Source organism: Cupriavidus sp. Met-2, from assembly GCF_049843575.1.
GTDB classification, from domain to species: Bacteria; Pseudomonadota; Gammaproteobacteria; order Burkholderiales; family Burkholderiaceae; genus Cupriavidus; species Cupriavidus metallidurans.
On record NZ_JBBHZL010000008.1, the window covers coordinates 275,193 to 300,549 of the forward strand.

Consider the following 25,357-nt stretch of genomic DNA (forward strand, 5'->3'; position numbering starts at 1 on the left):
CTCCCGCCGTCCCCATGCATATCCGTTGGCTCGAAGATTTCGTCTGCCTGGCCCAGGCCGGGAGTCTCGCGCGTGCCGCCGAGTTGCGCAACGTCACGCCGCCCGCATTTGGCCGGCGGATGCAGGCGCTCGAAGTCTGGGCCGGCGCGCCACTGATCGATCGCAGCACGTTTCCGGTGCGGCTGACCGCCGAGGGCCGCCAGTTCCTGGAGGCCGCGCAGACGGCGCTGCGCACGCTGGAGGACGCACGCCTGTCGCTGCGGGCGGCGCATCGCGCGGACGCCAGCACGCTGACCATCGCCACCGGCAAGACGCTCGCGCGTTCGATGGTGCCAGCATGGCTGGCCGGCCTGCGCGAGGCACTGCGCGACGACCCGGCCGGCGCCGGCTTTCGCACACGGCTATCGACCCATGCCACGCACGATGCGCTGGCCATGTTCACCGAGGGCGATGCTGACTTTCTGCTTTGCTACAGTCCGCACGATATGCCCGTGATGCTGGACGACGCGCGCTATGTGTTCCATCCCGTGGGCGTGGAGCGCATGGTCTGCGTGGCGGCTGCCGATGCGCGTGGTGGCCCCGCCTTCCGGCTGCAACGACCGAAGTCGGGCACGCGCCCCGCGCCGGTGCCGATGATTGCCTATGCGGAGACGCTGACGATGGGCCGCATGGTCAACCAGGAGATTGCCCGCCGCAAGCTGGCAAGCTGGCTCGACGTGATCGCCGTCAGTGACTTCGCCGAGTCGGTACACGAGATGGTGCGGCAGAAGATGGGCCTGGCCTGGCTGCCGGCGCGTCTGATTGCCGACGATCTCCATTCGGGACGCCTGGTGCGTGCCGATCTTCAGGGCGGCGACTCCGCCGACCTCGCGCTTGATATCCGCCTGTACCGCCCGCGCGCGCAAATGCGCCCGTTGGCCGAGGCGTTCTGGCGGGCCGCGGCGGCAGCCTGAGCACTGGTTCGTCCCTTCTCCCGGTCTATACACCCGTCGTGCGGAGCGGGGAGTCAGACAGCCATTGCCAAATCGGCAATCCACATTGCCAAAGCCGCATGTTTCCCGCTGCGCGTCTCTCTACCATCGCCGGACAACATTCCTAGAACTGCCCGGAGAAATCATGAAGACCCTGCTGCGCGCGGCCGTTGCCGCCTCCCTCGCCTGTTGTGCATTCGCCGCAAGCGCGGCCGGCAATTACCCGACCAAGCCGATCACGCTGGTGGTGGGCTATACCGCGGGCGGCAGCGTCGATCTGGTTGCGCGTACCGTGGCGCCGGAACTGGGCAAGCGTCTGGGGCAGAGCGTGGTGATCGAGAACCTCGGCGGCGCTGGCGGCACGATCGGCGCGCAGAAAGTGGTCAAGGCGGATGCCGACGGCTACACCCTGCTGATGGGCTCGGGCAGCGAGGTGTCGATCGCCCGCCTGACCAACCCGGCCGTGCGCTATGACGGCGAGAAGGACCTGGCGCCGATCACGTTCGTCGGCACGCAGCCGATGGTGCTGGTCGGCAAGCTGCAACTGCCGGCCAAGGATGCCGGCGAACTGATGGCGCTGGCCAAGGCGCAGCCGGGCAAGCTGTCCTATGCGTCTTCCGGCGTTGGCACGCCGCTGAACCTGGCCGGCGAACTGATCAAGCAGCAGGGTAAGGTCAACATCACCCATGTGCCGTACAAGGGAGCCTCGGCGATGTCCACCGACCTGCTCGGCGGTCAGATCGACCTGGCCGTGATGGTGCTGTCCTCGGCGCTGCCGCACATCCAGGCGGGCCGCATTCGGGCCTATGGTGTCACCGAAGCCAAGCGCGCCAGCGTGGCGCCGAACGTGCCGGCGCTGGCCGAGACCCCGGCGCTCAAGGGCGTCGACATGGGGGTATGGTTCGGATTGATGGCGCCAACGTCTACTCCCCGCCCTGTTATTGATCGCCTGAATAATGAAATGCAGGCCGTACTGGCCATGCCCGAAGTTCGCAAGAAGCTGGCCGAGGCCGGCGTGGAAGTGGCGCCGGCCAATCCGGCCCAGTTCGCGAGCTTCATCAAGCGCGAAACCAGCCGCTATCGCACGATCGTGCAGGCGGCCGATATTCGCGAGTAACTCCTGAGGAAGTCCTGATGACGCAGACTGCTCCCGCCTTCGACGCCTACCCCGTCGAAGTCGAATTTCCCGATATTGGCCCGTATGCCGAGAGCAACACCGGCATCGCCTACCTCCATACGTTCGACAGCGGCCTGCCCGGGCCGCACGTGATGATCAACGCACTGACGCACGGTAACGAGGTGTGCGGCGCGATCACGGTGGCCGGGCTGCTCGACCATGGGCTGCGGCCGCGACGCGGCAGGCTCACGCTGTCGTTCGCCAACGTCGACGCCTACGCGCGCTTCGATGCGGCGAAGCCCGATGCGTCGCGCTTCGTCGATCAGGACTTCAACCGGGTCTGGACTTCGGCGGTGCTCGACGACGTGTCGCGCGATTCGTCCGAACTGCGCCGGGCGCGCGCGATGCGTCCGGTGATCGATACGGTGGACCTGCTGCTCGACCTGCACTCGATGCACGAGAAAAGCCGGCCGCTGATCGTGTCCGGTCCGCTCGACAAGGGCATTGCGTTGTCACGTGCCATTGGCGCCCCGGCCGACATCATCGTCGATGAAGGCCATCCGGAAGGCCGCCGGATGCGCGATTACGCGGATTTTGGCGATCCGGCCAGCCCGCGAAATGCGCTGCTGATCGAATGTGGCCAGCATTGGGAGACCTCGGCGGTGGACGTCGCGCGTGACAGCACGGCGCGCTTCCTGCTCAGCGCCGGCATCGTCGAGGAAGCCGATCTGCCCGCGGGCTGGCTGCGCCCGCTGCCGGCCGCGCAGCGCGTGATTCGCGTGACCGAGCCCGTGGTGGCGACCAGCATGGATTTCCGCTTTGCCGGCCCGTACACGGGGCTGGAGACCTTTGCCGATGCCGGAACCGTGATCGGCTGGAACGACGGTGCCGAGGTGCTCACGCCGTATCCCAATTGCGTGCTGGTGATGCCCTCGCTGCGCCAGCTGCGGCCCGGGGTGACCGTGGTGCGTCTGGGTCGGCTGGAAGCCTGAGCACTGGAGCACTGGAGCATCCACGCGCCAGAAACTCGCGATCTTCATGCGGCGTGCCGGCAAGATGCCCCCTCAAGAGGCGTTCCCCGGCCCCGCTTTTCTTAGGCCTGAATGCCGCTCGCTCAGGCGGCGGGCGCGGCGCCACCGGAGCCTGGCTGCGAACCCGGAGTAGGCGCCGGTGCTACCTGGGCCGGTACCGGTTGGGGCTTCAGGCCCGGGAACAGCTGGTCGACCAGTTCGTCGATCTTGGCGTCCGGCTGGATCAGATGGCTCAGATTGATGCCGCCCGCGCTGCGATTGGCGTTGTAGATGGCCTTGCCGGCACGCTCGCCATTGCGGAATACCGTGATGTCGACCGAGACCAGGAACGGTGTCACGAACGTCTGGCGCTGGGCCGTGTACGTGGCGGTCATCGGGCATGCCGCCACCGACGAATACGGCTGCAGGACCTTCACTTCGAAATTGCGCGCGCGCAGTGCGTCCGCGAAGTTCTCCACATAGGCATTGCCGTTCACTTGATTGGGGATGATGCAGAACAGCGCGCCATCGGCACCCACCACGTGATTGCCGTTGACGCGGAACTGCGCCGGTCCGCCATAGGGGCCGGGCTGGAAACTGGCGATCGGGTCAGCCTGGCCCTGGTCGACCGGTGTGACGGCTTGGTAGGTGGAACAGCCGCTGGCCAGCAGGGCCAGCATGGCGGCAATCGTTGCTCTTTTCATCGTGTGTCCTGAGTCGCGTCGGCGCGGGCGCCGGCCGCCCGGATCCGGATGAGGGGCGCATTGGCGGCACCATGCCTGCGTACTGTAGACGCGCGGGCACAGGGTCAAATCACTGAACAACGGGGCACTGATGCCGCAAATCTCCCGCGTGCCGCGCACGGCACCGCGCGGGACGGCGATTTAATTGGCGCCGCCGCGAATCAGGCAGTCATTCAGCAGCGGCACGCCGCCCTCGCCTTGCCCGGCGCCCGTGCATTCGACGGCCACCTTCTGGCCACGCCGGACCATGGTGGCGCGCGCCTCAACCTCGCAGACCCTGCCTGCCGGGCCACAGATCTGCCGGCGCAGCAGGTTTGCCCGGACCAGTTCACCCGGGTTGCTGGTGCGGATTTCCAGGAACACATTGTTGCCGTCGTCGCGCCGGATGCCGCTGGCCACGCCTTCGACGATGAAGTACTTGCCGCGATAGCGGTCGTCGGCCTCGCCTGCATTGTCGCGATAGTCGGCAAACAGGCCATCGGCCTGGTATTGGGGCAGGACGTCGGCGGGACGCTCGGGGTCGATGCTGATCGGGTCGAGCGTGCCGTTACGTGGGATGCCGCGCGGGATGCTGGCTGGCTGGGATGATGGAGCGGCGCCGGTTTCAACCGGTACGACGTCCCCCTTGTCATTGCCAACGAACCACAACAGGCCGAGGACGACCACGGCAACGACGGCGATGAGGGATTGCTGCAGGCGGCTCAACATCTCGGGGACGGGCTCCTCTGGAGCCAGGTAAGTGGAGAAAGGCCGCCAGTTTAACGCGCCTACTCCTTGCTGACCCGGGCCAGCAAATATCCCCTGGCTGCCGCGAGCACTTCGTTGGACAGCGGCGTGCCCTGCGTGGCGCGCGAGAGCACCAGGGCGCCGACCAGTGTGGCCATCTCCGCGATGGCATTAGCGCGATTGGCGGCGGCGTTGCCGCCCGGCTGGATGCTGGCCAGAACATCCAGCAGTTTTTCGAGCCCTTCGTGGTAGGTCGCGCGAACCGGTTTGTCATCGCCCTCGCGCGCGACATCGTTGGCCAGCGCCGCCGCCGGGCAGCCGCTCCCAGGCGCATTGCGGTTGCGCGTGGACAGATAGCCATCGATCAGCGCCGCGAGCGCGGTTGCCTTGTCAGGCGCTTCTTCCACACGTTTGCGCCAGCGCGCGTTCGACTCCTCGAATGCGCGCGCGCAGGCGATGGCCGCCAACGCATCCTTCGATTCGAAATGGCCGTAGAAGCCGCCGTGCGTCAGTCCGGCCGCACCCATCAGATCGGCTACGCTGATCCCGTGAAATCCTTGTTCACGAAACAACTGGGACGAAACCTGTTCAATGGCTATACGGTTCTTTTCCGTTTCCGCTTTCGATACCCGCGGCATGACTGACTCCCATCACTGACTTCCATCCTTGTGGACTGACTCACCATCCGTGCCGGGATGGTCTGCCACATTGTTTGCCAAGTCAACGGCGTCCAGTTGAGTGATACCGATCGAGCGGCCTCTTGCAGGTGCGCCTGTCATCGCGACGTATGCTTCGGCGTCATACGGCGTCGGATGTCCAAGTTGCGCGAGGAACAAGTCGCGCATGATGTCGCCCTGCTGCTCGAGTTTGTAGGCCGTGAGTGGCTTGCCGGGCTCCAGCCGGTACCGGTACTGGTTGAAGCCGAGGAAGTGCCGGATCTGCTCGCCAAGTCCTCTGCACAACACGTTGACGCCGTGCTGGTGCTGCCAGACGTGCGCCATCTCGTGAATGAAGAACGCCTGGATCTGGATGCCGGCAGCGCTGAAGTCTGTGTAGTGACGCAGCCTTCGGCCGAGGTACATCTGCCCGTTTGGCGTGATGATGTATCCGGCACCCTGCCAGAACACGTAGTTCCGCGCGTGAATGCGGACCTGCCCGTAGTCGATGTCATCGGCAAAGACACTGCGGGCGAGCGCGATCTCACCGGGGGTGAGGGGGCGAGCGGTTTTCGCGGAAGACATCAGGAGACGGTTCGCCTTGTGCTACCGGTCTTGTCTCGCCAAGCCGTCACTTCCCGATGCAGAACCGCGTGAAAATTGTCCCCAGCAGGTCATCGCTCGTGAACTCTCCAGTGATGCTGTTCAGGTGATCCTGTGCCAGCCGCAGTTCCTCCGCGAATAGATCCAGCGCCTGGGCGTGCTGCGAGGCGCTGGCCTCGGCGAGTTCGAGGTGCGATTCCGCGTTGCGCAGCGCGATGAGATGGCGCTCCCGCGCCAGGAACGCGCCTTCATTGCCGGACTGCCAGCCGATCAGGCGCAGCAGTTCGCTGCGCATCAGGTCGATGCCCGCGCCGGTGCGTGCGGAGATCCAGATCTCGGTCGGGTTTGGCCCATTGGCCGCCACCACATGCGGGCGGTTGCCGCCAAATCCCATCGCGCCGACGGATGGCGCGAGGTCGATCTTGTTGATGACGCGAACGATTGGAGACCCGGGGGGCAACTGGCCGCTCAGGCGATCGTCGATATGGTCATCGGTCTCCGAAATGCCATGCTCGATGTAGTCCGCCGCGTCGATCAGATGCAGCACGATATCGGCGTGGCGGATGGCTTCCCATGTGCGCTCGATGCCGATGCGTTCCACTTCGTCGGCGGCATCGTCGCGCAGACCTGCGGTGTCGATAATGTGCAGCGGGATGCCGTCTATCTGGATCGTCTCGCGCACGCGATCGCGCGTGGTGCCGGCAATTGGCGTGACGATGGCGAGATCCGAGCCGGCGAGCGCATTGAGCAGCGAGGACTTGCCCACATTGGGCTGTCCGGCCAGAACCACCGACAATCCTTCACGCAGCAATGAGCCCTGCCGCGCCTGCTTGAGGACGCCCGCGAGATCTTCGCGAATGCGTGTCAGCTGGCCGCGTGCATTGGAGGCCTCGAGGAAATCGATCTCCTCTTCGGGAAAGTCCAGCGTGGCTTCCACCAGCATTCGCAGGTGGATGACTTTTTCCACAAGCGCGTGGATTGCCTTGGAGAACTCTCCCTCCATGGACCGCGCCGCAGACCGCGCCGCGGCCTCCGTGCTTGCTTCGATCAGATCCGCCACGGCCTCGGCCTGCGCGAGGTCGAGCTTGTCGTTGAGGAACGCGCGTCGTGTGAACTCGCCCGGCTCGGCCACACGCAGGCCGATGTCCTTGCCGGCCTCGAGGCAGCGCGACAGCAGCATCTGCATCACCACCGGTCCGCCATGGCCCTGCAACTCAAGCACTTCCTCGCCGGTGTACGAATTCGGTGCCGGGAAGTAGAGCGCGAGGCCATGATCGATGACATTGCCACGCGCATCGAGAAACGGCAGATAGGTGGCGTGACGTGGCTGCAGCGCGCGGCCGCATACGGCGCGCATCACGGCGCCGACATCGGGGCCGGAAACACGCACGACGCCGATGCCGCCACGGCCAGGCGCGGTGGCAATCGCGGCGATGGGAATCTGGGATACGGTCATGGCCAGTATTGTCGCAGATCGTCCGCATGGGGGACGATCGGGGTGGCAAGGCTCAGCTTGCCAGGCATTCGCATATCAGCCTGTGCGCCACGGCGTCGTCGATGACGCCGCCGAGTTCGGTTTGGCGTGCGATGAGCTTGCCGTGCAGCCGCTTGCGGTAGCGCTTGGGCAGCACATCGGACAGCGCTTCGATTGCATACCTCAATCGCTTGTTGCCGATCCGCAGCGCATGGATGTGTGCGATCTGGCCGTCGCGTGCCACGCGCGCCAGATCGCGTACGCGCCCGCGCGCTTTGCGGATGCGCCCGCGCGCGAACGCAGCCATGCGGCCATGCTGCCCGTGGCGGGTCTTGGGATCGGACAGGTGCAGCAGATCCCGGTAAAGGGTGGGCAATGGCGCCTGCCGGTAGCGCGTCAACTGCGTGACCATGAGCGTGCGTGCCTCGGCGCGCCTGGCATGGGCGACGTCGATCAACGCGACCAGCACCGGGTCCCCGGGTTGCATGGCAAGGGCAGGCAGTAGCGTTTCGGAAAGAAAGACGTCCCAGTCGCGCACGGCGCTGGCGGCATCGGCCACGTCATGGAGCGCCAGCTTCCAGCGCTCCATGACGGCGCGCGGCAGGATCGGGCCGAATGCCCAGGTCACCGCACGCAGGTGTCGCACGGCCACGCGCAGTGCGTGCACATCTTCCGCTATGTCGCGTTGCAGCAGGGCGTCGAGCTGAGCCTCGACGATGCGCAGGCCCGAGCCGCCCAGCATGACAAAGGCGGCGGCAGGGCGCATCTTCCGATGCAGCTCGGGCGGACGGCTCATGGCGGTATCTCTCTGCGCACAGCTTGGACACGAGGAGACTGCAAGGCGTCACTGCAGTGTAGGCGACGACGCACGTGATACCAACGCCATGTTCCGTGGAGGCTTCCTAGCGCGTTGCGACGATGAACACGCGCGGGAACGGCAGCAGGACCGTGCCATCGGACATGGCCGGAAAGACCTTGGCCACTGCCGCCTCATATCGCTTCAGGTATTCGGCCTTCTCATCTTCGGTCAGAGGCGCCAGGAACGGCCGCAAGCCGCTGCCCTTGAACCACTCGACGATGGCCGCCGGGCCGCCCTTGAGCGGATGTTGGTAGATCGTGCGCCAGATGTCCACGCGTGTGCAGTGCGGTTTGAGCAGTTCGTAGTACCAGCGCTCGTTGGCCAGCGGCGTGCGGGCCTCGGCGGCCTTGGCGAGCTTGTTCGCCCACGGGCCGTTCAGCGCTGTCTCGCGCATCAACTGGTGCGGCGGCTCGTTGAGGTTGTCCGGCATCTGCACGGCCAGGCTGCCGCCCGGCGCCAGCTTGTCGATCAGCGAGGGAAACAGCGTGGCGTGATCTGGCACCCACTGGAACACGGCATTGGCCAGGATCACGTCGTAGGGGCCGGGGTCATTCCAGGCGGTGACGTCGGCGATATCGAGGCGCAGGTCCGGCAGGCGTTTGCGTGCCGCCGCAATCATGTCCGCGTCGCTGTCGAACCCCGTTACCTCGGCGCCGGCGTAGCGCGCGGCCAGTACTTCGGTGGAGTTGCCCGGGCCGCAGCCGACATCGGCGGCCCGCCGCGCGCTGGCGGTGGGGATCGCCCCGACCAGATCCCGCACGGGGCGGGTCCGTTCATCCTCGAATTGCACGTATTGGCTGGCCGACCAGGTCATGGCGTATCCCCTTTCGTCTTGGTGAAGGGGATTCTAGTCTTATATAAGATATAAGACTAGTGACGTGCGCCGAAAAAGAAAAAACCCGGCAGGAGGCCGGGTTTTTCCAGGTTCGGGGTCGGATCGGCGGTGATCAGCTCTTGGCTACCGCAGCCGTCTTGCCCTTGCCGAGCATCCGGTTGATCTGCCATTGCTGGGCGATCGACAGGATGTTGTTCACCACCCAGTACAGCACCAGGCCGGCCGGGAAGAAGAAGAACATGAACGAGAACACCAGCGGCATGATCATCATGACCTTGGCCTGCACGGGGTCCGGCGGGGTCGGGTTCAGTCGGGTCTGCACGAACATCGACACGGCCATCACGATCGGCAGGATGTAGAACGGATCCGGCACCGACAGATCGTGAATCCAGCCCAGCCACGGCGCGCCGCGCATTTCCACCGACGACAGCAGCACCCAGTACAGCGCGATGAACACCGGAATCTGGATCACGATGGGCAGGCAGCCGCCGAGCGGATTGACCTTCTCGGTGCGGTACAGCGCCATCATTTCCTGGTTCATCTTCTGCGGATCGCCCTTGTGGCGCTCGCGGATGGCCGTCATGCGGGGCTGCAGGTCCTTCATCTTGCCCATCGACTTGTAGCTGGCAGCCGACAGCGGGAAGAACACGAGCTTGATCAGCACGGTCAGCCCGATGATCGACCAGCCCCAGTTACCCAGGAAGCCGTGCAGCTTTTCCAGCAGCCAGAACAGCGGCTTGGCCAGGATAGTCAGCCAGCCGTAGTCCTTCACCAGTTCCAGGCCCGGGGTGATCTGCTCGAGCATGCGTTCTTCCTGCGGGCCGGCGAACAGGCGGGCATCGGTGCTGACCGTTGCGCCCGGGGCCAGTTGACCCAGCGGTTGCTGGATACCCACGCGGTACAGGTTCGGGTCGATCTGCTCGGCGTAGAAGCTGTGCTGCTTGCCGGTCTGCGGAATCCAGGCCGATGCGAAGTAGTGCTGCACCATCGCCACCCAGCCGTTGTCGGTGGCGGCCGGCACGGTGGCCTTGCCCTTGGCGATGTCTTCGAAGGTGAGCTTGTGGTACTTGTCGGCGTTCGTGTAGATCGCCGGGCCCGTGAACGTGCTGTAGAACTGCGATTTCTCGACCTTGCTGCCATCACGCGCCAGTTCCAGGTACAGCGTCGGCGAAACCGCCGCGGTGCCCGTGTTGGTCACGTCGAAGCGCGTGTCGACCACGTAGCTGCCCTTGTGGAACGTGTAGGTCTTGACGAACTTCACGCCGTTCTTCTCGGCGGTCAGCACTACGTCGAGCTTGTCCTGGCCCGGTGCCAGCGTGCGCGCGCCCGGCGCCACCGTGAACACGGTGGTGTGGTTCGGCAGGTCGCCACCGATCAGGCCGGAGCGGGCCAGGTAGGTGCGATTGACGTCGCGTTCAAGCAGGACGACCGGCGCGCCATCCTTCTCATGCTCGTTGAGCAGTTCCAGGCGCGACAGGATGCCGCCGGCCGTGTCGATCTCGGCGCGCACCTCGTCGGTAGTCACGGTGACCTTCTCGCCGACCGGCTGTGCAGCCGCTTGCGGCGCTGCCGGAACCGTTCCAGGGGCTGCGTTCGTCGCGTTCGCCTTGGGCACGTCGGCCTGAGGCGTAGCGCCACCAGCGCCGGCCGGGGCGGCCTGCTGCGTGTTGGCGCTCGGGAAGAACATCGACGCGTGGCCGTTGGCGCGCTGCCAGTTGTCGTAGAGCAGCACGAGGGACATCGAGAAGATGACCCACAGGATGGTGCGTTTGATATCCATGTCTCGCTATGGTCGGAGGAAATCAGGGTCTGGGAAGCCGGACCGTGACAGGCGGGCGGCCTGGCGCGGCGGATGCCGGGGGCGCCGCGGCGGTCCCGTGTGTTGCAGGCACGGGATCATACCCGCCCTTTGTGAATGGGTGGCAGCGACAGAGTCTGCACGCCGCCATCCAGGTGCCGCGCGCCGCGCCGTGCTGCACGATGGCGTCGCGGGCATAGTCGGAACATGTGGGCAGGAAGCGGCACTGCGAGCCCAGGTAAGGACTCAGGGCGATCTTGTAGATGCGCAGCAGGGCAAGCAGGATTCGCTTCATGGTGGTGGTCAGGCAGGCGCCTCGGGCGTGGTGGGCACATCCGCAGAAGCCGTCGGCGGTGCCGTGGGTACGGCGGGCGCAACGGGTAGCGGCTTGGCCGCCACGTCCAGCAATCCGCTGATCTCCGCATGGCAGGCCTTGCGGATTGCAACCCGGCTGGAGAACTCCGCGCGCGGAAACTTCGCTTGCAGGCGCAGCAGAATATCGCGGCCCGCGAATTGGGCCTGCCGGCTCCGAAACAGTTCCCGCACCATGCGCTTCACGAGATTACGCTCGGCCGCGCGTGGTGCGAATTTCTTGCCGACGACGATGCCCAGCCGGGCCTGCGCCTGGCCGTTGGCGCGCACGTACAGCACGAAGTGCGTAGTGCGACGCCGGGGCCGCAAAGCAAAAACGGATGAAAACTCATCCGTCTTTGTGAGCCTCGCGGCTTTGGGAAAGGCATGGTTCGACACGCTTGGCAAAGCTAGCGGCAAGCTGGGCTTCGACGGGCAGTGCTCCCGGCCATCCTGAGTGCGAGGCGCTTGGCCGGGCAGGCTTTCATCGAGGCAGCGCGAATCGCGCAACCCGACGTTCACCGCCCGGGCCGGTCGCCCGGCACTCAGATCGCCAGGCGCTTGCGGCCCTTGGCGCGGCGTGCGTTGATCACGGCACGGCCGCCACGGGTCTTCATGCGCACGCGGAAACCATGGGTACGCTTGCGGCGGGTAACGGAAGGTTGATAGGTACGTTTCATGTTGCACTCTCTGGTTGATCCGGGCTTTCCGGGCGCCGGCGATTTGCCGGGGCGCCTTGGCCGCCGCGTATGGTTCGCATGGGGCTGTGCCGCGATGCAGACTCTGGGAAAGCTGCGGCCTTGCCGACGATTCTGGTTCTGTCTTGCTGCCGGCCGCCGCTGGCATCGCCACATTGGACGAAGCGCCGGCGGGGATCAGGCCGCTTGCCTGATGCCGCACATGGTTCACACGCACGGTACGGGCCAGACCCGGCGATGCGCATACGTGATCCCCTGCCGCATCGCAGAACCCGCCATTTAACCGATATTCGTTGAGCCTGTCAAGGCGTCCGATGGTTGAGGCCGGTGGCGGCGGCGAATCCGTCACGCCGACGTGGTGCGCCATTGTCCACAAGTCGCAGTGGGTAACTCTGTGGGTATTCCCGGTCATCCATACGCATTACCGACAGCAATCAAGTCATTGTTTTCGATAGCCAATTGGTCGTTTTTGCCTTGTACCGAGAACGGCTTCTGACATGGTTGTGCACAGCAATCCACTGAATTTTCACAACTTGTCCACAGGGTTATCCTTTGTGGATAACTTGGGCAGGGGGGTACAATCCCGGTCCAAACACCACACGGGCTTGCGTGGCGCACGCACAACCCGGACTTCCTGCCTTTGGTATACCGCCATGTATACCGTTAGATCGACGCCGTTACGATGCCTCGGGCACGTGGACGGCCTGTTGTCGTTGACGCGTTTGGGAATGACGCGGAGACGGCTTGGCAGGGCAGAGTCCGTGGCGCGCGTACGTTGCGATACTCGTGACACGTCCGCAAGGATGTGATCACTTAGAAGAACACATGCAAGATTTCTGGCAGGCAGCAGCCGCGCAACTCGAGCGCGAACTGACGCCGCAACAGTTCAAGACCTGGATCAAGCCGTTGGCGCCCGTGGCCTTCGACGAGGAAGCGCATGCGCTGCGGATTGCCGCGCCCAATCGCTTCAAGCTTGACTGGGTCAAGAGCCAATTTTCGGGTCGGATCACGGCCCTTGCGTGCGAGTACTGGGAAACGCAGGTTAGCGTTCACTTCGTGCTCGACCCCGCTGCATCGGGGCGCGCGGCCGCATATACCCAGCAAGCAATGCAACAGGGCCAGGATGCGCCCGCTGCAATGGGTACGGCCATGGGCGCAGGCCATGCGCCTTATCCGGGCATGGCTGGCATGGCCGGAGGCCAATCCTACGGGCCGGCTGGCGCGCAGGTTCCCGGCGCGCATCCGAACCAGATGGCTGGATATCCCGACTATCCCAGCCAGTCCAATGGCGCGCCCGCTGGCTATGGCGGCGCGGCGGGTGGACAAACGCCCTATTCCCAGTCGCAGCAGTCCGCGCAGGGACGCGGCGCGGCACCCACCGGGCATCCGCTTCAGGGCAATTCGGCCGCGCATTTGCCGGACATGGGCGAGATCGACGTGGCCCAGATGGACCCGGCCGAAGCCAGCGCCCGCTCCTATCGCGTGCCGTCGCCGCAGCCGGCAGCGCCGGCCGGGGCGCAGCAGCAGAGCGACACGGTGCACGAGCGCTCGCGCCTGAACCCGATCCTGACGTTCGACAACTTCGTCACCGGCAAGGCCAACCAGCTCGCGCGTGCCGCGGCGATCCAGGTGGCCAACAACCCGGGCAAGTCGTACAACCCGCTCTACCTGTACGGCGGCGTTGGCCTCGGCAAGACTCACCTGATTCACGCGATTGGCAACTTCATGCTGATGGAGAACCCGCGCGCGCGCATCCGGTACATCCATGCGGAGCAGTACGTTTCCGACGTGGTGAAGGCCTACCAGCGCAAGGCGTTCGACGAGTTCAAGCGCTATTACCACTCGCTGGACCTGCTGCTGATCGATGATATTCAGTTCTTCTCCGGCAAGAACCGCACGCAGGAAGAATTCTTCTACGCATTCGAGGCGCTGATCGCCAATCGCGCCCAGGTGATCATCACCAGTGATACCTATCCGAAGGAGATCACCGGCATCGACGACCGGCTGATTTCGCGTTTCGACTCCGGCCTGACTGTGGCGATCGAGCCGCCCGAGCTGGAGATGCGCGTCGCCATTCTGATGAAGAAGGCCGCCGCCGAGAACGTGAGCGTGCCCGAGGAAGTGGCCTTCTTCGTGGCCAAGCACCTGCGGTCGAACGTGCGCGAGCTGGAAGGCGCGCTGCGCAAGATCCTGGCGTTCTCGAACTTCCATGGCAAGGACATCACGATCGATGTCACGCGTGAAGCGCTGAAGGACCTGCTGACCGTGCAGAATCGCCAGATCTCCGTGGAGAACATCCAGAAGACCTGCGCAGATTTCTACAACATCAAGGTCGCGGACATGTATTCCAAGAAGCGGCCCGCCAATATCGCGCGGCCGCGCCAGATCGCGATGTATCTGGCGAAGGAACTGACGCAGAAGAGTCTGCCGGAGATCGGCGAGTTGTTCGGCGGGCGCGATCACACCACGGTGCTTCACGCCGTGCGCAAGATTGCCGAAGAGCGTAGCAAGGACGCGCAGCTCAATCACGAGTTGCACGTGCTGGAACAGACGCTCAAGGGCTGACACACGTGCAGGTTGCGTGCGCCGAATGCGGCGCCGCAGCCTGCCGAAAGCGGCTCATCGACGATTTCGAGAGCCAGCCTTGCCGGGCTGGCATACTACTGGGTGCGCGTCCGACGGCAAGCGGGCGCCGGTAAACTGTTGGATCGCGGGAATCTGGCCTCAGATAAGGCTTTGCGGTGAGTCGGGACGGATTGGCAGAGGTTGGCGGCGGAATGTGGCATTTTGTGCACAACCGGACGCCGTGCCGGGTTCGCCCCGCTTCACCGCAGCGGCTTATCCTTGGTACAATGCGACATTAACTCCTTGATTCCTAAGTGAATTTGGAGTTGTGCGAAACCCTGCGGTCGCTATCGACAAACGACGAAGGATAAATTCAATGCAATTGGTCAAAACCTCGCGAGACAATCTGCTGCGTCCGCTGCAAATCGTGAGCGGCATCGTGGAGCGCCGCCACACCCTCCCGATCCTGGCCAACCTGCTGATTCGCAAGTCCGGCTCGAACGTATCCTTCCTCTCGACCGACATCGAGATCCAGATCACGACCCATGCCGAATGCGGTGTCGGTAGCGACAGCGTGGCGACCACCGTGGCCGCGCGCAAGCTGCTGGACATCCTGCGCGCGATGCCTGACGGCGACGTGGCGCTGTCGCTGAACGACAAGCGCATGACCGTGCAGTCGGGCAAGAGCAGGTTTGCGCTGCAGACGCTGGCCGCGGAAGAATTCCCGACCGTTGCCGAAGCCGCCGAATTCAACGCCAGCGTGAGCCTGCCGCAGAAGACGTTCAAGCATCTGCTGGCGATGGTCCACTTCGCCATGGCGCAGCAGGACATCCGTTACTACCTGAACGGGATGCTGCTGGTGGTCGATGGCAAGAAGGTCATGGCCGTGGCGACCGACGGTCACCGCCTGGCGTACTGCGGCGTGGAGCTCGAGAATGAAGCGACCGGCGTCGGTTCGCGCCAGGAAGTGATCATCCCGCGCAAGACCATCCTGGAACTGCAACGCCTGCTGGAAGACACCGATGATCCCGTGCAGGTGCAACTGGCCGCCAATCAGGTCAAGTTCACCTTCGCCAATATCGAACTGATCAGCAAGCTGGTGGAAGGCAAGTTCCCGGACTTCCAGCGCGTGATCCCGAAGGGCTACAAGAACGCGTTTGCGATCGACCGCGTGCAACTGCAACAGGCGCTGCAACGCACGGCGATTCTGACTACCGACAAGTTCAAGGGCGTGCGTTGCATTCTCGATACGCACGTGCTGAAGATCAGCTCCACCAACGCCGATCAGGAAGAGGCGCAGGAAGAGCTGGAACTCGATTATTCGGGCGATGCGCTCGATATCGGCTTTAACGTGACCTATCTGCTCGATGTGCTCGCCAACCTGAAGAGCGAGCAGGTGCAGGTCAGCCTCGGCGACTCCAATTCGAGCGCGCTGATTACGGTGCCGGAAGACGACAACTTCAAGTATGTCGTCATGCCGATGCGCATTTGATGGCCACCATCAGACGCCATCCAGACCACAATCGGGCACACACCGCAGCAGGGGCCGGATCGAACCGATCCGCCCCTTTTGCCGTTTTTAAGTAACCCGCGAAACGCGGATCTACCGCACCCGCCGCATTTTTGGCGCAGGTTCGGTTTTCCGCTTTTTGCCGTCAGTATCGTGAGTAGAAAGACATGACCGATCAGCAGAAACCGCAGCAGGAAAACTCTTACGGCGCCTCTTCGATCCAGATCCTGGAAGGCCTGGAGGCGGTACGCAAGCGTCCCGGCATGTACATCGGCGATACGTCCGACGGCACCGGCTTGCACCACCTCGTGTTCGAGGTACTCGACAACTCGATCGACGAAGCCCTGGCCGGTTATTGCACCGAGATCCAGGTCACGATCCACAGCGACAACTCGATCTCGATCGTCGACAACGGCCGCGGCATTCCGCCGGCCGTGAAGTTCGACGACAAGCACGAGCCGAAGCGCAGCGCGGCGGAAATCGCCATGACCGAACTGCACGCCGGCGGCAAGTTCAACCAGAACAGCTACAAGGTTTCGGGCGGCCTGCATGGCGTGGGCGTGTCCTGCGTGAACGCGCTGTCGAAGTGGCTGCGCCTGACCGTGCGCCGCGATGGCCAGGTCAACCTGATCGAGTTCGCGAAGGGTGAAGTACAGAACCGCGTTATCGAGACGGTGACCGGCCCGGACGGCCAGCCCGTTGAAGTGTCGCCGATGAAGGTCATCGGTGCGACCGACAAGCGCGGCACCGAAGTGCACTTCCTGGCCGACGAGGAAATCTTCACGAACGTCGAGTTCCACTACGAAGTGCTGTCCAAGCGCATCCGCGAACTCTCGTTCCTGAACAACGGCGTGCATATCAAGCTGGTGGACCAGCGCACGGGCAAGGAAGAGGACTTCGCGTTCTCCGGTGGCGTGAAGGGTTTCGTCGAGTACATCAACCGCTCGAAGACCACGCTGCACCCGAACATTTTCTACGCGAACGCCGAGAAGGATGGCATCAGCGTGGAAGTGGCCATGCAGTGGAACGATGGCTACAACGAGCAGGTGCTCTGCTTCACGAACAACATTCCGCAGCGTGACGGCGGTACCCACCTGACCGGCTTGCGCGCGGCGATGACCCGTGTCATCAACAAGTACATCGAAGAAAACGAGGTCGCCAAGAAGGCGAAGGTCGAAACCTCCGGCGACGACATGCGCGAAGGCCTGGCCTGCGTGCTGTCCGTGAAGGTACCCGAGCCGAAGTTCAGCTCGCAGACCAAGGACAAGCTCGTTTCCTCCGAAGTGCGCCTGCCTGTGGAAGAGCTCGTCGGCAAGGCGCTGACCGACTTCCTGCTGGAAACGCCGAACGACGCCAAGATCATCTGCGGCAAGATCGTCGATGCGGCCCGCGCCCGCGAAGCCGCGCGCAAGGCCCGCGAAATGACGCGCCGCAAGGGCGTCATGGACGGCATGGGCCTGCCCGGCAAGCTCGCGGACTGCCAGGAGAAGGATCCGGCGATGTCCGAGCTGTTCCTCGTCGAGGGTGACTCCGCAGGCGGCTCCGCCAAGCAGGGCCGCGACCGCAAGTTCCAGGCGATCCTGCCGCTCAAGGGCAAGATCCTGAACGTGGAACGCGCGCGCTTCGACAAGATGCTGTCGAGCCAGGAAGTGCTGACGCTGATCACGGCACTGGGCACCGGCATCGGCAAGGAGGACTACAACCTCGAGAAGCTGCGCTACCACCGCATCATCATCATGACCGATGCGGACGTGGACGGCTCGCACATCCGCACACTGCTGCTGACGTTCTTCTATCGCCAGATGCCGGACATCATCGAGCGCGGCTACGTGTACATCGCCCAGCCGCCGCTCTACAAGATCAAGCACGGCAAGGAAGAGCGCTACATCAAGGACGACAACGAGCTGAACGCCTACATGCTGAAGCTGGCAATGGAAAAGGCTTCGCTCAGCCGCCCGGATGGCAGCGAGATCAACGGTGAAGCCCTGACCGAACTGGCACGCCAGTACCAGCTCGCCGAAGGCGTGATCGGCCGCCTGTCGCGCATCGTCGATGTGGACGCGCTACGCGCGATCGCCGACGGCGTGGCGCTCGACCTCGACAACGCCGCCGCAGCCGAAGCCTCGGCCGTGGCGCTGAAGGCCAAGCTCGCCGAGATGCACGCCAAGACGCTGCTCGGCGCCGCGGTCAACGACGACGGCACCGCCGACGTCTATGCCCAGTTCGACGAGAAGACCGACAAGCACCGCCTGATGATCGCGCGTCGCCATCATGGCAACGTGCGTCTGTCACACGTGGATGCGGACTTCGTCCACGGCGCCGACTACGCGGCACTCGCCCGCGCGGCCACGACCTTCCAGGGCCTGATCCCGGACGGCACCAAGGTTCGCCGCGGCGAAGGCGAGAAGATGCGCGAACAGACCGTCGCAGACTTCCACCAGGCCATGCAGTGGCTACTCTCCGAAGCCGAACGCGGCGTCTCGCGCCAGCGCTACAAGGGCCTGGGCGAAATGAACCCCGAGCAGCTCTTCGAAACCACGCTCGACGTCACGCAGCGCCGCCTGCTGAGGGTCCAGATCGAAGACGCCATCGCCGCCGACCAGATCTTCACGACACTGATGGGCGACGAGGTGGAACCGCGCCGGAACTTTATCGAGTCGAATGCGCTGGTGGCTCGGAATATTGATGTTTGATTGTGTCGGATGTGTAGGGAACCGGAATTCGTGAGACTACGCGCGTTTTTGTGAGACTGAGGATTCAGTATTGATGAGACTAGCCCGCAGCCTGTTGCGCTGCGACTGACGAAGCGTACCCCGCAGCCTGGGACGGGAGAAGTGGGCTGGCTATCTGCGCGAGTGCGACCAGATAACCCTCGTCCGACTAGTCGCCCACTGAAGGAAAGAGGGAGAAGGGCCCAGGCTAGAACTTGCAGGGAACCGGAATTAGCAAGACTCGTGCACTGTTGTGAGACCAATAGTTCAGTATTGATGAGACTAGCCCGCAGGGTGTTGCGCTGAGAGGTCTGTACTGCGGGTTGGGGCAAGAGGGTGGAATGGTACGGGAGTGCAAGTAGATGGCTAAGAAGAGTGCGTGCCAAGTGTCGGATCGCACTGGAAAGTCATCTTAGCAATTTTGGGTGCGAGAGGGAGAAAGGAGTTGGGCTCCAACTTGGACATGAAGTGCCAGCGCAAGCAAATTGGCCTGGTGCTTTGGCAAGCGCCATGCCCAGAGCTGCGCCGAGCGCTTCTAAAAATTTGTTCGACGGAATCGATAAGAATTTGAAAAAAGGATGGTGCACATGCAACCGATCACTCCTGATTTCCTGGAAAAATTTTTAGGTCAAGCTCTACTATTAGAAAAACGCTATGCGCATGAGCAAACTGGTGTTCAACGTGCGCGCCGAGAGGAATTGAAACGTCTTCTCGAAAGGATGGTCGCGGAACAACTAGAAGGTGCGCCCAAATGAGATTGGATCGGATTCGACTTCAGAACTTCCGTCAATTCTTTGGGGATCAAAGCATCCATATCGCGCCACCCGGCAGCAAGAACGTAACCCTCATTCATGCCGAGAATGGTGTTGGAAAGACGACCATACTCAACGCCGTCCTTTGGGCGCTTTTTGAAGAAACGACGTCAAAATTCGAAGAAAAAGAACAGATCCTTAATTACGTCGCAGAAAAAGAGGGTGTCCAGACTGCGACGGTAGAGGTTACATTCGAACACGAAGATTCAATTTATCTCGCAAAACGAGATTTTACGCGTGGAAATGGGAGAACTCGTTTCTCCATAGTCAAGGTAAATCCAAACGGCACATTCTCGGAAGCGATTCCGAATCCCAGCGCATTTATCAATTCGGTCATTCCAAAGGAAATGGCTCGCTATTTCTTCTTTGATGGTGAGCAGGCCGAGACTTATGCGTCTCAGACGAATTCCAAAGCAATCTCAGAGGCAATCCGCAATGTTCTTGGATCGTCGCTTGTAATTGAAACGATCGCCGACCTAAAATCGATTGAACGCGCATTCGGCGTGGAGTTGGCGCAGCTTCCCAACGCGTCCGAAATTACCCAGCTTGAAGACAGTGTTCTTGACCTTGAGAAAAAGATTGCACAGAACGAGCAAAGAGTTGAGGAGTTGAGCGAGACGATTGGTTCGCTCGAGGACCAGCTTGCCAGTATTGAGCAAAAGCTCGCAGAGGCTCAAGAATCCGCACAGCTCGAAGCGGAGCGTAAGGGAATAGTTGGGCAGCTGAACGATGCCGAATTCCAAATTGCTGAATGCCGAGCTAACATCGAGAGATGGGTTGGCAACAAGGCATCGGCGCTCGTCTCGTCGGCGCTCACAAGTCGTGCGCTCGATTTTGTCGACGAAGAAAACCTGCGTGGCCGTATTCCTAGCCCTTATAACGAGGAGTTCGTTAAGGGGCTTTTGCATGCAGAAAACTGCATTTGCAACCGTCCATTATTGCCAGGGACAGGGGAATGGCTTGCTGTCCAAGGCTTGCTGAAAGATGCTGCAAACGTTGAAATCTTAGAGCGCGTTGTCCGCGCGCGCTCACGAGTGTTAGCTCTTACAGAACAGCGAGAGGAAGCTCCGGCGCTGCTCGTTTCGTATCAGGAACGATTGGCGACGTTAATCGAACGCAGATCTAACCTGGAGCGGCAAAGGGCTGAAGTCGAGACAAAGCTCGAAAACCTTCCTGTCGCGGAGCTACAGCAGAGAGAGTTGGCCCGCCGCCAGGTGTCTCGTGATCTTGAGGGCTCTAAAATGGAAAGGGTCCGAGTTCAGCGCGACATTGAGCACCAGAACACCGAGAAATCATCGCTAAACCGGAAGATTGCTGATTTAGCCTTGGAAAGCGTTCAAGCACGGCGATTAGTCGTTCGAAAAGAAGTTGCTGAACGCGCTGGGGCGATGCTCGTCGAGCTGCAGCGTTCGTATGAACAAGACGCCCGAAGCCAGATCGAGAATGCGGTAAATGAAATATTGCGCCTTGTGGCAAGAAGGCACTATCGAATCGAAATCGGTGATTCATTTGATATTCGACTGCTCATGGACGACGGTAGACCTTCTCCCAAGAGCAGTGGCGAGAACCAATTAATGAGTCTCGCCTTCATTGCTGCACTCGTCCAGCTCGCCGAAAGCCGCAGCAAGCTGAAGGATGCAGGGCCCTATATTCCCGCGACCGTTGCACCACTCGTACTCGATTCACCTTTCGGTCAACTCGATGATAAGTATCGACTCGACACGGCTGGTTTTGTGCCGAAAATGTCGCCGCAGGTTGTCCTGTTGGTCTCGACCTCTCAAGGAAGTGAAGAGGTGTTGTCAGCAATCGAAGGTCGGATAGGTAAGGAGTATGTTCTTATCGCTCATAACTCCGGACCGCAGCAGGAAAAGGCGCAGGATTTCCTAGAAATTCGAGGTGAGCGCATGGCTACTACGCTGTACGAGCGCGCTCGCAACATGACAGAGATTCGCGAGGTGATGTGATATGAAGAATATTCGACGCCCAGCGAAGTACGAGGAAACTTTTAGGTTGCTTTCAGAAAGATCCCAACAACACGGAAATCGGCCGATTTTTGTGACTCAGCGGGATTTGCTCTGCTTTTGCGCGATACTTGGGGTCCACGTTGGAGCGCGCTCGAAGCTTTCGGGTGAAAGCCAGGAGTTGGATGGGCGCGTCTTTGATAGCCATGGGCCTTCGTTAGACATTGTCTATCTTATTGCCCTAACCGAGAGCCGGGATGCAACGATTCTGGCGAGCGAGCACGAAGATGAGATGGTGGCAATTTTCGAAGAATACGCGGCGACAGGATTACAGACCCTCAACGAATGGATTGCGCAAACACCCGCCGATATCTACGGGGTCGACGCTATTCTGAACGGCTTGGTGAAGCACGGCTTTTTAAAAAGCTCAACGGTCAGCGTTGAGAAGGTCATTCAAGACGTTACGTTCTGAACCATGCTAAGACTGCGCAAATGGAAGGGAGTATATCGATCCGAAAGTGATAACTTACTTGAGGATTTTTATATTCCTGCGCTGTCACAATCGGTTCGTTATGACCGAGCTGTGGGGTTCTTCTCCTCGGCGATGCTTTCCTACGCAGCAGAAGGAGTCGCAAAACTGCTCGAGAACGGCGGGCGAATGAGGTTGATCTTCGGCGGTGAGATAAGCGAGGAAGACCTTAATGCGATGCAGGCTGGATATGAAATGCGGCCGTTAGTGCAGAAACTTGGCCTCGAGATCATTTCTACGATCGAGCAACTGGCAGATCGCCTGGTTCACCATCGTCTTACCGCGCTATCGTGGATGGTTGCAAACGGCTTGCTCGAGATCAAGTTGGCGCTGAAGCGGCGCGGTATGTATCACGAAAAGATTGGGATTTTTACGGACCAAAATGGCGACCAACTAGTATTTCAGGGCTCGGCGAATGAAACCGTGTATGCTTTGCTGCCCGATTTTAATTTTGAATCCGTAAATGTTTTTCCTAGCTGGCGACCTGAGCTAAGTGATCATTTTGTACCATATATCGATGGATTCGAGCGTCTCTGGGGCAACACCACGCGCGATACAATAGTCATCGATTTCCCAGAGGCAGCCAGGGCCAAATTAATAGAAATTGCCAAAAACAGTAAGCCGCCGAGCTTGTTGATTTGCACTGAATCCTGACCCACCCACGGCAGGTATTTGCATCGAATGTTGACCCACGTATAGAACACTTGCCCGCTTGGGAACGAGCGGGAGTTCGGAGTGATCGACGTGGCCATACTGCGGATTTCGGTGAAGGTGATCAGCGGTTTCGGCGAACGTGATCAGGGAAGGAAGGTGGTACTGCGCGGTCAGGAGATTGTAGCGTAGGTGATCACGATGCCCGTTTCTTGGCGTCGGTTGACGTGCGCTTGCGCATGGATTCGCCTTTGAGCGGCACCTTGTGTGCCTGGTGGACCAGCCGGTCCAGGATGGCGTCAGCCAGCGTCGGATCATTCAACCACTGGTGCCAATGTTCGATCGGGAGCTGGCTGGTCACGATGGTTGACCGGGTACCGACGCGATCGTCCAGAACTTCAAGCAGATCGCCGCGGGCGCTTTCAGAAGGCTCCTGTAGGCCCCAGTCGTCCAGCACCAGGACGTCGATGCGCGCGAGCTGCGCCAGGCGGCGGGTGAAGCTCCCGTCGCCGTGGGCGATCTGTAGTTCCTCGAACAGTCGCGGCACCCGCAGATAGAGCGCAGAGAATCCCTGCCGACAGGCCTGCTGGGCAAACGCACAGGCCAGCCAGGACTTGCCGGCACCGGTCGCCCCGGTCAGGATGAGGCTCTGAGCATTGCGGATCCAGTCGCAACTGGCCAGGGTGGCGACCAGCCGCTGGTCAAGGCCGCGGCTGCCGTCATAGACCACATCCTCGAGGCATGCCTGGGTGTGCTTGAGCTTGGCCGAGCGCAGCAGCCGCTCCAGCCGCCGGGTGTCGCGCCAAGCAATCTCCCGGTCGACCAGCATGGAGAAGCGTTCCTCGAACGGCAGGCTGGCGCTGGCGGCCAGGATGGACTGTTCCTCGAAGGCCCGCGCCATCCCGTCGAGCTTGAGGGCTTTGAGTTGGCCGACGGTGTGTTGCATCAGCATAATTTTCCTAATGGTAGTAGTCGGGGCCACGCACGTTGTCGTGCATGGGGGAATGCCACTCGGCTTGCGATACCGGCAGAGTGGCCTGCCGGTCCAGATGGTTTTCAAGGATGGAGACCACCGACTTGCGCGTGAGCGAGCCAATGGCGACGGCGCGGGCGCAAGCGGCCTCGAGCCGTTCCTTGCCATACTTCTTGGCCAGACTCAGCAGACCCAGGCAGGCGCGATAGCCCATCTCGGGATGGCTCTTGTGGGTGAGCTGGTATTCGACGATGACGGCGACGCTGGGCCCAATCGAGGCTGCCCAGTTGAGCAGCCGGCCGGGCGTCCATTCGAGGTGCGCGCGGTGGGCCACCGGCATGTGTTCCTTCACCGTGCTGTGGCTGCCCTTGCGGGTATTGCGCGCGTGCAGCGCCACGCGCTTGCCACCGTACAGGATCTCGATGGTGTGGCGGGTTACGCGGGCCTCCACCGCCTTGCGCACCAGAGCATGCGGCACGCTGTAGTAGTGTCCGTCGATCTCGACGTGGTAGTCGACGTTGACGCGGCACTGTTTGAACGTTGCCACTTCGTAGCGCCGCGGCGGCAGCGGTCGCAGCACTGGCCGGTCCAACCGCTCGAACCACTCCCGGCGCGTGCCGGGCAGCTTCTTGAACGGTCGGTCGTTCAGGTCGGCGACGAGCTTCTTGATGGCCTTGTTGAGCTCGCCCAGGCTGTAGAAGCGGTGGTTGCGCAGCCGCGCCAGGATCCACCGCTCGACGATCAGCACGCCGGTCTCGACCTTGGCCTTGTCTTGCGGCTTGCGCGGCCGCGCCGGCAGCATGGCCGTGCCGTAGTGATGGACGAAGTCCTCCGCCGTCCGGGACAGCACCGGCTCGTACCGGTCAGGGCGAGCCACCAGCGCGCGCGGGTTGTCCGGCACAAGCAGCTCCGGCACGCCGCCGGCGTATTCCATTGCGCAGACCATTCCCCCGATCCAGTCGGCGGTGGTCTGCCCCCGGGTGGCGCACGCGTAGGTGTAATTCGACGCGCCCAGCACAGCGACGAAGATGCTGGCTTCGAAGGCAAGGCCGCCCTCGGCATCCAGAATCGGCACCATCTGACCGGCGAAGTCAGCAAACAGCTTTTCGCCGGCGCGGTGCTGCTGGCGCATCGACCGCTTGAGCGTCGCGGCCCAGTCCCGGTAACGGCAGCAGAACTGCGTGTATTGGTAAATGGGTATCCCGGGATTCGCCTCCAGGTATTCCTCCCACAGCAACTGCAGTGTCACGCCCTTGCGGCGCAACTCGCGATGCAGATAGGGGAAGTCCGGCGTCACCCGCCCGCCCGGGCTGTTGGCCGGCTTCTGCGCGCCGAACAGCCGCTGCTCCAGCGTATCCTCGTTCAGGCTGTCCGCTTGCGGCCAATCCAGCCCCGCTGCCTTCGCCATCGCCGCGTACTGCGAGACAGCGCCAACACTCACACCCGTCGCCCTAGCGATCTGCCGGTGCGAAAGGCCACACGCCCACTTCAGGCGAAGCACTTCCTTGATTTTGCGCATGGTCATCCGGTTGGCCGGCATCAGCTTGCTTCCTTGCAAAAAAGGAAACAGCCTATCGCCGGCGTTCTAGTCCATGCGCAGTCCCACCCCTAGCCCTTGCCCGGCCCCATTACGGTGCGTGATCACCCATTTCGGCAACGTGATCACTCGTTTCGGGAACGTGATCACCGATTTCGGCGGCGTCGCCGAAGTGATCACGTTCCGCCGAAACCAGCGATCAGCTTCCCGCCGAAACAGGTGATCACGTTCCCCCGAAATCGCTGATCACGCGCCCCGAAATACGCA

Annotated in this window: 23 protein-coding genes; 10 read left to right on the forward strand and 13 right to left on the reverse strand. The window is 62.2% G+C overall.

Annotated features, from left to right (window positions below; genetic code table 11):
• Positions 1-14: 14 nt before the first annotated feature.
• The 3 genes from WD006_RS18740 to WD006_RS18750 all read left to right on the forward strand — a co-directional run bounded on the left by WD006_RS18740 (position 15) and on the right by WD006_RS18750 (position 3,080).
• Entirely contained in the window at positions 15-953 is a 939-nt protein-coding gene (locus WD006_RS18740; protein ID WP_011518018.1) for a LysR family transcriptional regulator, read from the forward strand.
• Positions 954-1,116: 163 nt separating this feature from the next.
• Positions 1,117-2,088, forward strand: a complete 972-nt coding sequence (locus tag WD006_RS18745) for a Bug family tripartite tricarboxylate transporter substrate binding protein (protein WP_029306820.1) — start codon at positions 1,117-1,119, stop codon at positions 2,086-2,088.
• A 17-nt stretch (positions 2,089-2,105) separates the two neighbouring features.
• Positions 2,106-3,080: a M14 family metallopeptidase gene (locus WD006_RS18750; RefSeq protein WP_011518020.1), complete on the forward strand. Its 975-nt coding sequence runs from the start codon at positions 2,106-2,108 to the stop codon at positions 3,078-3,080.
• Positions 3,081-3,202: 122 nt separating this feature from the next.
• On the opposite strand, the gene WD006_RS18755 is transcribed toward WD006_RS18750, so the two are convergent.
• The 11 genes from WD006_RS18755 to rpmH form a co-directional block, all read right to left on the reverse strand.
• On the reverse strand, positions 3,203-3,802 hold the full coding sequence (locus WD006_RS18755) for an Sbal_3080 family lipoprotein (protein ID WP_011518021.1): 600 nt from the start codon (positions 3,800-3,802) through the stop codon (positions 3,203-3,205).
• Between the two features lie 180 nt (positions 3,803-3,982).
• Complete coding sequence (locus WD006_RS18760) at positions 3,983-4,549, reverse strand: OB-fold putative lipoprotein (RefSeq protein ID WP_008650831.1); 567 nt, start codon at positions 4,547-4,549, stop codon at positions 3,983-3,985.
• 59 nt (positions 4,550-4,608) lie between these two features.
• Positions 4,609-5,205, reverse strand: a complete 597-nt coding sequence (locus tag WD006_RS18765; protein WP_011518022.1) for a TetR/AcrR family transcriptional regulator — start codon at positions 5,203-5,205, stop codon at positions 4,609-4,611.
• A 12-nt stretch (positions 5,206-5,217) separates the two neighbouring features.
• Complete coding sequence (locus WD006_RS18770; protein ID WP_011518023.1) at positions 5,218-5,808, reverse strand: hypothetical protein; 591 nt, start codon at positions 5,806-5,808, stop codon at positions 5,218-5,220.
• Positions 5,809-5,854: 46 nt separating this feature from the next.
• Positions 5,855-7,282 (reverse strand): tRNA uridine-5-carboxymethylaminomethyl(34) synthesis GTPase MnmE, encoded by a 1,428-nt coding sequence (gene mnmE / locus WD006_RS18775; protein ID WP_011518024.1) that lies wholly within the window; start codon positions 7,280-7,282, stop codon positions 5,855-5,857.
• Positions 7,283-7,334: 52 nt separating this feature from the next.
• The gene (locus WD006_RS18780) at positions 7,335-8,096 is read right to left on the reverse strand and encodes a CHAD domain-containing protein (RefSeq protein ID WP_011518025.1); all 762 of its coding nucleotides are present in this window, start codon (positions 8,094-8,096) and stop codon (positions 7,335-7,337) included.
• A 106-nt stretch (positions 8,097-8,202) separates the two neighbouring features.
• Positions 8,203-8,973, reverse strand: coding sequence for a trans-aconitate 2-methyltransferase (gene tam / locus WD006_RS18785; RefSeq protein WP_029306819.1), 771 nt, complete (start codon positions 8,971-8,973; stop codon positions 8,203-8,205).
• A 133-nt stretch (positions 8,974-9,106) separates the two neighbouring features.
• Positions 9,107-10,774: a membrane protein insertase YidC gene (gene yidC, locus WD006_RS18790; RefSeq protein ID WP_011518027.1), complete on the reverse strand. Its 1,668-nt coding sequence runs from the start codon at positions 10,772-10,774 to the stop codon at positions 9,107-9,109.
• Positions 10,775-10,796: 22 nt separating this feature from the next.
• Complete coding sequence (yidD, locus tag WD006_RS18795) at positions 10,797-11,087, reverse strand: membrane protein insertion efficiency factor YidD (RefSeq protein ID WP_008650848.1); 291 nt, start codon at positions 11,085-11,087, stop codon at positions 10,797-10,799.
• 8 nt (positions 11,088-11,095) lie between these two features.
• On the reverse strand, positions 11,096-11,542 hold the full coding sequence (gene rnpA / locus WD006_RS18800; RefSeq protein WP_085960498.1) for a ribonuclease P protein component: 447 nt from the start codon (positions 11,540-11,542) through the stop codon (positions 11,096-11,098).
• 146 nt (positions 11,543-11,688) lie between these two features.
• Positions 11,689-11,823, reverse strand: coding sequence for a 50S ribosomal protein L34 (gene rpmH, locus WD006_RS18805; RefSeq protein WP_008650850.1), 135 nt, complete (start codon positions 11,821-11,823; stop codon positions 11,689-11,691).
• Between the two features lie 843 nt (positions 11,824-12,666).
• On the opposite strand from rpmH, the gene dnaA reads away from it, so the two are divergent.
• The 7 genes from dnaA (at position 12,667) to WD006_RS18840 (ending at position 22,583) form a co-directional block, all read left to right on the forward strand.
• Positions 12,667-14,406 carry a chromosomal replication initiator protein DnaA gene (dnaA, locus tag WD006_RS18810; RefSeq protein ID WP_011514936.1) on the forward strand — a complete coding sequence of 580 codons (1,740 nt, stop codon included), beginning with the start codon at positions 12,667-12,669 and terminating at the stop codon, positions 14,404-14,406.
• A 376-nt stretch (positions 14,407-14,782) separates the two neighbouring features.
• Entirely contained in the window at positions 14,783-15,898 is a 1,116-nt protein-coding gene (gene dnaN, locus WD006_RS18815; RefSeq protein WP_008650852.1) for a DNA polymerase III subunit beta, read from the forward strand.
• 185 nt (positions 15,899-16,083) lie between these two features.
• Entirely contained in the window at positions 16,084-18,609 is a 2,526-nt protein-coding gene (gyrB, locus tag WD006_RS18820) for a DNA topoisomerase (ATP-hydrolyzing) subunit B (RefSeq protein WP_011514937.1), read from the forward strand.
• A gap of 605 nt (positions 18,610-19,214) precedes the next feature.
• Positions 19,215-19,382, forward strand: coding sequence for a hypothetical protein (locus WD006_RS18825; protein WP_375199033.1), 168 nt, complete (start codon positions 19,215-19,217; stop codon positions 19,380-19,382).
• Positions 19,379-21,403: an AAA family ATPase gene (locus WD006_RS18830; protein WP_375199034.1), complete on the forward strand. Its 2,025-nt coding sequence runs from the start codon at positions 19,379-19,381 to the stop codon at positions 21,401-21,403. Before WD006_RS18825 ends, WD006_RS18830 begins: the two co-directional genes overlap by 4 nt.
• Before the next feature lies 1 nt (position 21,404).
• Positions 21,405-21,872 (forward strand): hypothetical protein, encoded by a 468-nt coding sequence (locus WD006_RS18835; protein WP_375199035.1) that lies wholly within the window; start codon positions 21,405-21,407, stop codon positions 21,870-21,872.
• A gap of 3 nt (positions 21,873-21,875) precedes the next feature.
• Complete coding sequence (locus WD006_RS18840) at positions 21,876-22,583, forward strand: hypothetical protein (protein WP_375199036.1); 708 nt, start codon at positions 21,876-21,878, stop codon at positions 22,581-22,583.
• Positions 22,584-22,776: 193 nt separating this feature from the next.
• Here WD006_RS18840 and istB read toward each other — a convergent pair whose 3' ends face one another.
• Together istB and istA are read right to left on the reverse strand one after the other, a co-directional pair.
• Positions 22,777-23,532, reverse strand: coding sequence for an IS21-like element ISRme9 family helper ATPase IstB (istB, locus tag WD006_RS18845; RefSeq protein WP_024569300.1), 756 nt, complete (start codon positions 23,530-23,532; stop codon positions 22,777-22,779).
• Positions 23,533-23,539: 7 nt separating this feature from the next.
• Positions 23,540-25,093, reverse strand: coding sequence for an IS21-like element ISRme9 family transposase (gene istA, locus WD006_RS18850; RefSeq protein ID WP_017515619.1), 1,554 nt, complete (start codon positions 25,091-25,093; stop codon positions 23,540-23,542).
• Positions 25,094-25,357: the final 264 nt, after the last annotated feature.